Raw genomic sequence first — 10,484 nt, forward strand, 5'->3', positions numbered from 1 at the left:
TCTCTTGAAGTTAGACTTTATTAGCAAGGCAGCTTGATAGTTGTCTTGCTATTTTTATGGTTAGTGAAAAGATAAATGTTATTCATTTTACAATCGCATATTTATACAAATAAAACAAACATTAACATACAAAAGTGCTTTTAGTTATGCAAAACGTATATTTATAAATAACAAAAATTACAAAATTACAAAAAAAGTGATAAAAATATTGACTGAAAAATACAAATATTGTAGAATTCGAAAAAACAAAAAAGATGAAAGAGAGGCTATATCATGAAAAGAAATATTATTTTTATCCTTACATTAGGTATGTTAGTAACACCTCTCTCGGTTTCTGCCGCAGGTGAAAATCGGGAACTGCAACAGAAAGATTATGCATATTTGTCAACTGTTGGACAAAAAGATGTGGCTGCTAGTTCTTTGACAGCAAAAAATAATCCGGCTGAAAACAAACTTCCAGAACATATTAAAACAGTGGAGGCATATGATGCGGAATTAGTAAAACGAACTCCTCAAGAGAATGTTGAGAAGTATGAGATGGAAATTCTTCGAAGAAATTTTGTACAGAAAATCGGTTATGATATAATTGTCAAATATTATAATTCTGATCAAAGTTATCGAGATACAATTAACTGGATTACAACTGATCAAGAGGCATTAAGATACTATATAATAGGAGGAACATTAGATAAAGGTGGATCATATGAAAATTCACTCAAAGTGTTAAATAACTTATATACAGCACATAAAGAAGATTTGAAAAATGATCAACGTGATGCGGAAACAGGGGTTGTATTTGGAGATTTGTATAAGAGAACAATGATTTCATTGTCCTTAACTCATGCAAGTGTTGTGAAATTTTGGGCAGATGATAAAACTACTTCGGACGCTGTGAAACGGTATGAACTATTTAAAGAATTAAGAAATAATCATTTTATTGATAAATATAAATTCGATAATCTTCCAGTAGAGGATATGCGCTGGGTTATGAATAATCAGATTGATGAAGTACAGATGAAGTGGTTAAATAATTATGTGAGAACTTGTGGAAAGAAGAATCCGTTAGGTGCTTACTCACATATTACATATACAAATAAATATAAATATGATAAACCTGAATATTATGATCAAGCACAGTATGAAAAGTGGAATCAAAAATACCACTTAAAAGATTTTCATATTCCATATGAGACAGGACATCCAAAGTTATGGATTGTATTTGAAGAAGGTGCAGTATGTGGAGGTATTTCAAAGACAGGATCTAACTTACATACAAGTTTTGGTATTCCGTCTGTTGTAATAGGACAGCCTGGACATGCGGCGTTTTTGAAATATAGTGTTAATAAGCAAGGAAAAGGAATGTGGTATCTAGATAACGATGTTTCAGGGTGGAAACAATCTGAAAAAAGTGAAAGATTATTAAATGGATGGGGATCATCATCTGAAAAGTGGGAAAGTGCATATCAAGTAAGTTATGTACAACTTGCACAAGCAGCACTTAATGATATCAAAAATTATGAAAAGGCTACAGAATATGTACTATTGGCAAATTCTTATTCGGATACAGCGTTAGAAAAGAAACAGGAAATTTATAAAAAAGCTCTTGAAGTACAACCAATACATTTAGATGCATTGGTAGGATTGATTAAAGCATATCAGGCAGATTCAACTAAAACGGAAGTAGATTATATTAATTTAACAAAACAGATTACAAAGGACTTTGGTTTTTATGCATTACCGATGTGGGATACTTTAAAATTAATTGAGCCAAAGATTACAACACCTTCTAATCGAGTGATGTTCGATTCGCTAAGAAAAGCTGCGCTTGAAAGAGCTTCAAAAGCTACAGAAGAGGATACTCTTCAGCCAGATATTACTAAGGCGATGGCAGGACATTTGTTAAAAACAAATGATTTATCTTTAGCAAGTTTTTCGTTTGATGGACCAAAAGCAAACAAAATCGTATTAGCAGATAGATTTGGTCAAAGTGGAATTAGAATGAAATATAGTCTTGATGGTGGTGCTACATGGACAGAATCGAGCGAAAAAGAAGTACAATTAACAACAGACCAACTTGCTAAAATTACAGCAGACAAGGATATTCGTGTGAATTTGGTAGGAGCACAAGATGAAAATGTTTGCATAATAGACATTCAAGATGGAGAAGAAGTAAGTAATCTTTATAATAATGACTTAGAGAATAAAGTGGCTGGAGCAGGAGAAGGACACGAATGGAGCGTTGATAAAAAAGTATGGAAGAATTTTAGTAAAGAAACTCCTGATTTAAATGGTAATAAAACAATTTATGTACGTAATGGAGCAAAAGGAACAAAATTAGCAGGTACGCCTTCTGCATTTACTTTTAAAGAAGATGTAGTGAATGAAAAAGAAAAATATATTTCTTTGAATCATATTTCTATAGAAAAAGTTTCTTCAGAACAGCCTAATCGTCAAAATGGTGTTGCGAATCTTATAGATGGTAATTTGAAATCAATATGGCATACTTCATGGGATGGTGGGGACAAAGAAAAATATGTAATTTTAAAACTTGATAAAGTAATGAACCTTTCCGCTATAGAATATGTGCCAAGACAGGATGCTGAGAATGGAAGAATTCTTAACGCAAAGATTTTCACAAGCACAGATGGAAAAACATGGGATGAAGTTGTAAAAGAAACAAAATGGGAAAATAATCCAAGTACCAAGAAAGTTGCTTTTGAAAAATCTGTGTCTGCCCAATATGTAAAAATTGTAGGTGTAAATACAGTAGGGAATTACGCATCAGGTGCTATGGTGAATTTGTATGAAGATGCTACAAAAAACAACTAGTTCAGTAAATAGATAGAATTTATTAGCAAGGCAGTTTTTAGCTGTCTTGCTATTTTGTATCATGGAGTTCTCTTTTTTTGACATACTTTGATATGCCCACACTTGATCCGAATGAAACGTTCTTCGATATGGACAATCGAATGTCATTCCTAGTATTTAAACTCTGTAGTATCTGTTGTGATTTTCTGGTGAGGTATATGAGTATTGAGGTGTCTTTTGATTCTGTTGGGTGCAACGGTACCAATTTTATCCTTGTAAGAACTGTATAATCTTCTTTGCCATTCGAATATTTCAGATAATTTTGTTAAAAAAATAATTTATTAATGACTATTTTTTATTGTTATGGTATAATTTTTATTATTATAAAGAAAGGAATTCTAACTTATGAAAAAACAGAAATTTTTAAGTTTAATGCTTTCTATCTCGATGGTTTTGAGTATGGCTTCAACCACATCACTTGCATTAGAATCAGATGATGCAAGTAGGAATGGGAAGGAAGTGTTACAGGTATCAGAATTACCAAAAAATAAAAATCAGGAATTAAATATGGAAGAAGTTGTTGCAAAAGATACTGCTATACCTGATATGGAAGATAAAGCCACAGAGCCAGTCAACAAGTCAGGTGCGAGTAGCTTAGAATCAGAGAAATTATCTGCACCGACTGATGTGGTTGACATTCCGGACAAAGAATTTGCTAAAAAGATAAAATATCAACTTAACAAACCAGAAAACCATAAGATTACCCGTAGTGATATGGAACAATTAAAATCTTTAGTAATCAATTTTGGTAATCTTGAAAATAAAATAGAAGACTTAGAAGGAATTCAATATGCAACTAATCTAAAAAGTTTGTTAATAGATGGCGATTGCAAAAATATAGAAAAAATAAAAGGTCTTAAGAATCTTACACATCTCAACTTAGATTCTGTTCTAACATTTAATTTTTCTATTTTAGAATCCATGCCGAATCTTATAGATCTTAGCATAGATTCTATTCCAACATTTAATTTTTCTATGTTGGATTCCATGCCGAACCTTATCAAGATAGATCTTTTCCAAATAGAGAATCTTCAGAATCTAAATGGACTTACTAAAGAAAAATTTCCGAAATTAGAGACTTTAGTGTGTTCTAGATGCAAGAATCTTGAAGATATCTCAGCATTAAAAGGTCAGAATTTTCCTCTGAAAAAAGTTGATTTTGAAGGATATAATAAAATTTCAGATATTACACCTTTAACAGGATATACCTCAATAGAAGAGTTAGATCTTGAAAAAGTAACCATTAAGGACCAAAATAGAGTAGCTTATAAAAACACAGTCCGTTCATTGACAGGTTTAAAAGTGCTTAACATGCTGTATTGTAAAGTTACGGATGCTGATGTGGATATGTTCTATCCTTTAAAAAATTTAAAAAGTTTACTTTTGAACATGAATAAGATTACAAACACAAAATTTTGTGACAATCTTCCAAAAGATATGGAAGCCTTAGGCCTTCACGGAAATAAAATAAAAAATATGGATAATCTTGCTAGATTTGATAAATTAAAAAATCTAGGAATGGGAGATAATTCGGTAACTGATTTTGGATTTGCAAAATCGCTAAAGAACTTAACAAGCGATGGAATAAGACATTCGGAAGGATCAGAAAGATTCCCATGCAAACAATATTATCGTATTGGTGAATTTGATCATCCTATAGAAAATGATGGTGATTTAGTTGTAAAAAATCCATATAAAGATATCGACGGAAATGTGATTCCTTTCGAAAATATAAAATCGAATGATGACAATCCGACTTACACAGTTGAATATAATAAGGAAACCAATGAAGTTACATTTCACAATTTAGACGGAACAGCATATATATATGTGGATTATGATATGCCAGTTTCAAATGGTGAAGTAAAGAAATTTAAGTTATATATCGCGGCGTATGTAACTAAAGCGGCTGTTTATACTGTGAATTATGATTGGGGAAAGAGTGCCCCAGCAAACGTTACGCTCCCTAAGGACAATGAGAAATATAATTCTTTATATGAAGCTAAAAAAGCAGTAGATACAACATTTACTAAAGAAACAGAGGTAAAAGATACAGTTGACGGTGTGAAAGGTGTATGGAAGTTCTCTGGCTGGGAGGTTAATGTAAGAGGAAAAGAGGTTTTATGCACAGGTAACTGGAAATTTTATCCGGATATGATAGCAGTGAATGAAGTGCCAAAGATTACAGCAACAGATAAAACATTAACAGTAGGAGATAAGTTTGACGAGCGTGACGGAATTACAGCAAAAGATTACAAAGGACAGGATTTAACAGATCAGATTGTTGTACTTAAGAATGAGGTAGACACTACTAAAGCAGGTACTTATAAAGTAACCTACAAAGTAACGGATAAGAGAGGTGCATCTGTACAGAAGTCGATTACAGTTATTGTAAATCCAAAAGCAGAAGTAATTAATCCGGTACCATCTATTGAAGCCAAAGATAAAGTGTTAACGGTAGGAGATAAGTTTGACGAGCTTGAAGGAATTACAGCAAAAGATTACAAAGGACAGGATCTAACAGATCAGATTGTTGTACTTAAGAATGAAGTAGACACTACTAAAGCAGGTACTTACGAAGTAGTCTATAAAGTTACAGATAAACATGGTTCATCTATGGTAAAAACAATTAAAATCACAGTAAAGGAAAAGTCATCAGTTCCTGTAAAACCAGGAAAGCCAGTAAAACCTGTAAAAACGACAGTACCAAAAACAGGTGATAGCAATACTTTTGGTTTTTTGGGAATGACTTTATTAGTGTCATCAGGTATTATGGCTTTACTTTCAAAAAAGAAAAGATTTTTCAAATAATTCCATAAGTAGGAGTATCTTTTCAATGAGTGTTGATGAAGAATAAAATCTAAAAATGATAGTAGGAAGCTCTAGTTTTAGGGCTTCCTATTTGCATATGGACTTTAGTCTGTTTCGCCCGCTATGTGGATGAGCGTCGATTGTTATACAAAAAATTATCTTTCCGTGTACAATAAATTTGTTCAGGCTATATTGTAAAAAGGAAAAGTAATTTATAGCGAAGAAAGAGAAGAAAAAAAGGTATTATAAGAACTAGTTATATAGTTAAAACAGAAAAAATACTTACCATATTTTTTATCATGGCAGTAATTCTTTTTGGTGGAGCAACTGTATTAAGTGCTCTTCAACAAGAAGATATATTTCCACCAATAGTATTTAGTATTTTTTTTATTATTGCTTTAATAGGAACAGTAAATATGATAAAGTGGAAACTTGAAGTGAATGGAGATAAAATCATATGGCGTTTCACATTTGGTAAAAAGAGGATTTTTCATTTTGAAGACATTACATATTGTGAAAGAAAAAAAGGTTCTATTCGAGTGTATGTAAATAGAGAAAAGTTATTTACGATTGATAGTAATATAGACAAAACAGAATTTATGGAAGACATAAAAAGGAGAAGAATACCAGTAAAATCTTATTGGGAAAATCAAAAAAGAAAAAAATAAATAATTATCTAGCAAAGAAATTGTTAGGTATAGTAAATTGAACTATCGCATTTCAAAAGCTAAATTCCTATTTTATACTAAATATGGGGAGGTTCCTTAGATTGTGAATGAGGAGAAGATTTCCATTAAAAATGGCGATCAAATACAGATTGAAGAGCTTTCGATTGCATTTTTTAAAGGAAAACTGGAAGTTCAGGCAGATACAGACTCCAAGAGTTGTATATCAGAAAAAAGAAATGTATAGAGGCAGTATGGTACAACTGATTATTCCGCCATTTTTCATGATGGCACAAGGCAACAGGATGAGTTTCCCCACATAGAAAGAGACAATTAGAGGTTTTAAAACAGGAAGCAAGTAGGCTTAGAATATAAATAGTACAAGGTAAAATGAGAATTTTTCGGAAAGATCAGGGAAAGCTATGGATACGGAGCCTTTTGGGAAAATCTGTCACAAAACCAGAGAAATATACAGACATTTGGTTATACGGGCTGTCAAAGGGATGAGATAGCAGGGACGTATTATGCACAGGCGAGGGAATATAAGGCAGAAAGTGGAAGGTTTTTAGCTCGTGATAGAGTAAAAGGAACTATTATATTTCCTTTTACTTTTAACGAATACATTTATTGCTATAATAATGGTATGCTGTACTTAGATTATGATGGTTGTGAATATGTACTTTAGCATTTATTAATAGTTAATTACGAAGAATGCGAGAAAAATATATGAAAAAAATGAAAATTATAAAAGATATTATAGGTACTTATGTGGCAAAAGAGGGTTATTGCTATGCACTAAAAGAAAGAGATATGTGGTGTTATGAAAAAATAGGAGATATCATATGTAAAATTTGTATACAAGAAAGTAAACTAGAAAAACAGTTACGCTTATATTTTGAAACAAATGCATTTCAATATCCACGAAAATTCATAAAGGATATTTTGACTGAAAATGATAATAAAAAGTATAAAAATATAGGATATATACCTGAAATAGGATGGTGGAGTTATTCAAGTGAAGAAGATTTTGTGGAAATTATTAAAGCGTTTAGGGAAATTATAGAAAAATATGAAAAACCAGTAATGAAAAAATTAATGGTAGAAGAAAAAATAATACCTACATTTGAAATGGTGGAACGATTATACAAAAACAACAAGGGGTTGGCAGAAAAGTTTATTCAAGAGAATTTGATTAGTATAAAAAACATTTCATTAATTGAAATAAGAAAATGGTTTAAATTGATTGAGAATTTAATAGATGAAAAACACAGTGAAAAATATGAAAATGTTCAAAAATTGCTAATTGAGATAGCTGCATTTTTAGGAAATGAAATCATAAAATATGCTAGTGGAAAGTGGGTTCACCCTGAAAATAGCAGAGCAATATATATATCCAACCTTGAATGTTATATTTTGGATGGGATATTAATTTTAGACTATGTAATCGATATGTGGAAAGAAAATAGTATATATAAGTTAGAAGAAATATATGAATATTTGTATGAGAGCAGATTACCTTTATCAGAAGAAAAAATGATTGATTTGGTAGATAGGAAAAACAAATTAATTATGTGGTGAAAAATTCTATACAAAGTCATTTGTAAATTTGAACGGATATAGATTTGATTGAAATAAGTGCTCTGGAAGGAATGCCTTCCTGGCAACATCCAGCTTATAAATGATTAAGATAAAACCGTGGCAATACACTCCTTAAAGTAGTTGGGCTACAGAAAATAATCTAAAGTCCACAGCATCTGAATGTATTATGTCATATTACTAAAAGAAAGGAAAATGTGATGTTTTAACTTCTATAAACATCATACACGGAAATATGTATAAATATACAGTATTAAGTTATTATGGAAATATTATTATCATTATATTGGTAACAATTTGGTATTTGTGGAGAGTTTTGCAAAAAAAGAAGTTAATAAGTGTAACCGTACAAAATAGCACAGAATATAAAATTAACATTGTATTAAAAATAATTTTGGGAATTATTTTAATCGTTATACATCTAAAAGGAACTATTCCTGCAATTAAAGATATTCCATATATATTGGAGAATAATTTGAATACAATTGAGGGTGTTGCAATAAGTAGTGATAAAAAAAAGAGTGATGCTGACTGGTATTTGCGTTCTTTCGTAATTAAATCAGGAGAAGAAAAAATTAATGTTTTGGTACGAACTGGACATGTGGAAAAAGGAGATTATTTCGAAGTAAGATATTTGCCATATACACATTTAGGAGAGGTGATTGACAGAAGATAGAACAGTGAAATACATTACACTTGAAATGACACAGTTTTCGTCCATTAATGAATGCTTATCTTTGTTTGTAACTTTGTAAAACATTGTACAAATGACTAAAGTAAAATCTTTTTTTGTGCAAAATAAATAAGAAAGTATAGAGAAAAATTATGAATAAACTTGTAAAGTTGTTATTATTAGTAGTATCAACGTTTCTTATTGCCAATCTTTTACGCTCTATGTATTCAAGAAAACAGAATAAGATGATTGGAAATATTGATAATTGTATAGTGACTGTACCTAAAATTTTAAAGTGTATATGTCTAGTAATGTCTGTTGTAGGATTAACGATAGTGCTTATTTGTTTAATTCTTAAAAAGAAAGGAATTCAAGACAAAGGAGAAATGTTAATTAAAACAAAAAATAATGAAGTAAAAAAGATAGATCCTTTGATGGAACATTATTGGGATTTTTATTATATTTTGAAAAATCAAGAGATATATTTTGATGAATAAACTCTTTTTAGAAGATGATTGTATGAATTAAAAGTTGGACAAGATTCATTTTGACATATTTAGAAAACACCATACGAGGAGAGAAAAAAAGAAAAGGAAAGCTACATCCATCAAAACATACATAAGAAAGCCACAAATCTGGTTTGGGACAGAAGAAAGCTGAAACCAGAGATGCTTCTGGGATGGGAATGTGGTAGCGTATAAGGAGAATGGGGAAAAGAACTATTATTTTCTGCAATGAATCAAGAGAATATGCATCGGTATTTAGTGCTTGTAGAATGAGACCAGATGAAAATTCTGGAAGGTGTTTAATTGAGGTAGATAAGACAATTTAATTTGGAAAAAGCCACAAAAAATGGTCTGCTGCAGGGAATAGTTAGGAGAGCACTTAGCGTCACAATATAAATCATCTCGAACATTTATAACTTTAAAAAGTGAACGAATTGATAGAATCAAAGACAAACAAACAAGAGAAAGGATTGCAGGAATGTTACATATCCAAATTGATAATGACGGGGAACTTGTAATAACAACAACAGATGAAGCTTCGTTATTAATTCGCTATCTGTGTTATAAAATTTTTCAAGATAATGAAACAAAAGATGTTTTGGAAGCGAATACTGTAACAAAATTAAGTATTATTTAAAATTACTTCAAAGAATTAGGGTGTTCTTTAGCAGGGTATGTTGTGAATGCGATGATATAAATTGGATGAAAGACATAAAGATACAAATAGTTCAGGCTATTTATTATATTCAACGGGTGGAAAATTAATGTATACACCGTTAACCTATTCTAGTGATAAATTATCTATACCATCTTTTGCAGATGAGGATAGTCAGAAATTATTAGAAGAATTATTGACAGGGGAAAATGAATGATGGAGAAGAATAAAGATATTTTGATTGTAATAATTGCAACGCTTATTTTCGGAGGTGCTTCTAAGATATTAGTTGGAGTTCCATATATGGCACGGGGATATTTTGATCAGTTGTTTATAGCAGCATTTATTTTGTGGACATTTTATAGTGCTGCGCTGTATGTAGCTATTAAAATAGAAAATAGAAAAAATGAGAATTATTTAAAAATCGGATTTGTTGGATTAATGTTTGGTTTAGCGGTAGCATGTTTAAAAATGGGTGTAGATACTATTATAGAACAATTTGCAAAGTCTGCAAGTAATTTGATTATTACAGCCTTTATGATGGAAATGGGAATCCTTATTTTAGGGAGTATCATTATTTTTGCTTTATATATTTATGTAGCGAAGAAAGAAATTTTATGGAATAAATCTATGAAAAATTATGCTTTGGGATTAGGCGGAATTATAGGTATATATTTTGCTGTAATTGTCTATTATTTATGGCAACTCAA

The 10,484-nt window shown here is 30.8% G+C and carries 10 protein-coding genes and 1 pseudogene; all 11 read left to right on the forward strand.

The features are described 5' to 3' along the window. The first annotated feature begins 273 nt into the window (after positions 1-273). Positions 274-2,829, forward strand: a complete 2,556-nt coding sequence (locus ACY2U7_RS08065; RefSeq protein ID WP_461816202.1) for a discoidin domain-containing protein — start codon at positions 274-276, stop codon at positions 2,827-2,829. Positions 2,830-3,213: 384 nt separating this feature from the next. After that, entirely contained in the window at positions 3,214-5,679 is a 2,466-nt protein-coding gene (locus tag ACY2U7_RS08070; protein ID WP_461816203.1) for an immunoglobulin-like domain-containing protein, read from the forward strand. A gap of 233 nt (positions 5,680-5,912) precedes the next feature. After that, positions 5,913-6,347 (forward strand): annotated as a pseudogene (locus ACY2U7_RS08075) (DUF6560 family protein); the annotation flags it as partial. A gap of 103 nt (positions 6,348-6,450) precedes the next feature. Continuing rightward, positions 6,451-6,591, forward strand: coding sequence for a hypothetical protein (locus ACY2U7_RS08080; RefSeq protein ID WP_461811892.1), 141 nt, complete (start codon positions 6,451-6,453; stop codon positions 6,589-6,591). Positions 6,592-6,792: 201 nt separating this feature from the next. Then, the gene (locus ACY2U7_RS08085) at positions 6,793-7,029 is read left to right on the forward strand and encodes an RHS repeat-associated core domain-containing protein (protein WP_461816211.1); all 237 of its coding nucleotides are present in this window, start codon (positions 6,793-6,795) and stop codon (positions 7,027-7,029) included. Between the two features lie 41 nt (positions 7,030-7,070). Continuing rightward, complete coding sequence (locus ACY2U7_RS08090) at positions 7,071-7,922, forward strand: hypothetical protein (protein WP_461816204.1); 852 nt, start codon at positions 7,071-7,073, stop codon at positions 7,920-7,922. A gap of 253 nt (positions 7,923-8,175) precedes the next feature. Beyond that, on the forward strand, positions 8,176-8,616 hold the full coding sequence (locus tag ACY2U7_RS08095) for a hypothetical protein (RefSeq protein WP_461816205.1): 441 nt from the start codon (positions 8,176-8,178) through the stop codon (positions 8,614-8,616). Positions 8,617-8,765: 149 nt separating this feature from the next. Beyond that, entirely contained in the window at positions 8,766-9,110 is a 345-nt protein-coding gene (locus ACY2U7_RS08100; RefSeq protein ID WP_461816206.1) for a hypothetical protein, read from the forward strand. A 209-nt stretch (positions 9,111-9,319) separates the two neighbouring features. After that, positions 9,320-9,445 carry a hypothetical protein gene (locus ACY2U7_RS08105; RefSeq protein ID WP_461816207.1) on the forward strand — a complete coding sequence of 42 codons (126 nt, stop codon included), beginning with the start codon at positions 9,320-9,322 and terminating at the stop codon, positions 9,443-9,445. Between the two features lie 152 nt (positions 9,446-9,597). Next, positions 9,598-9,756, forward strand: a complete 159-nt coding sequence (locus tag ACY2U7_RS08110; RefSeq protein ID WP_461816208.1) for a hypothetical protein — start codon at positions 9,598-9,600, stop codon at positions 9,754-9,756. A gap of 234 nt (positions 9,757-9,990) precedes the next feature. Continuing rightward, positions 9,991-10,484 (forward strand): hypothetical protein (locus tag ACY2U7_RS08115; protein ID WP_461816209.1); only part of this gene is annotated, 494 nt, incomplete at its 3' end.

Source organism: Faecalimonas sp. (assembly GCA_029264305.1).
Classification (GTDB): Bacteria; Bacillota; Clostridia; order Lachnospirales; family Lachnospiraceae; genus Faecalimonas.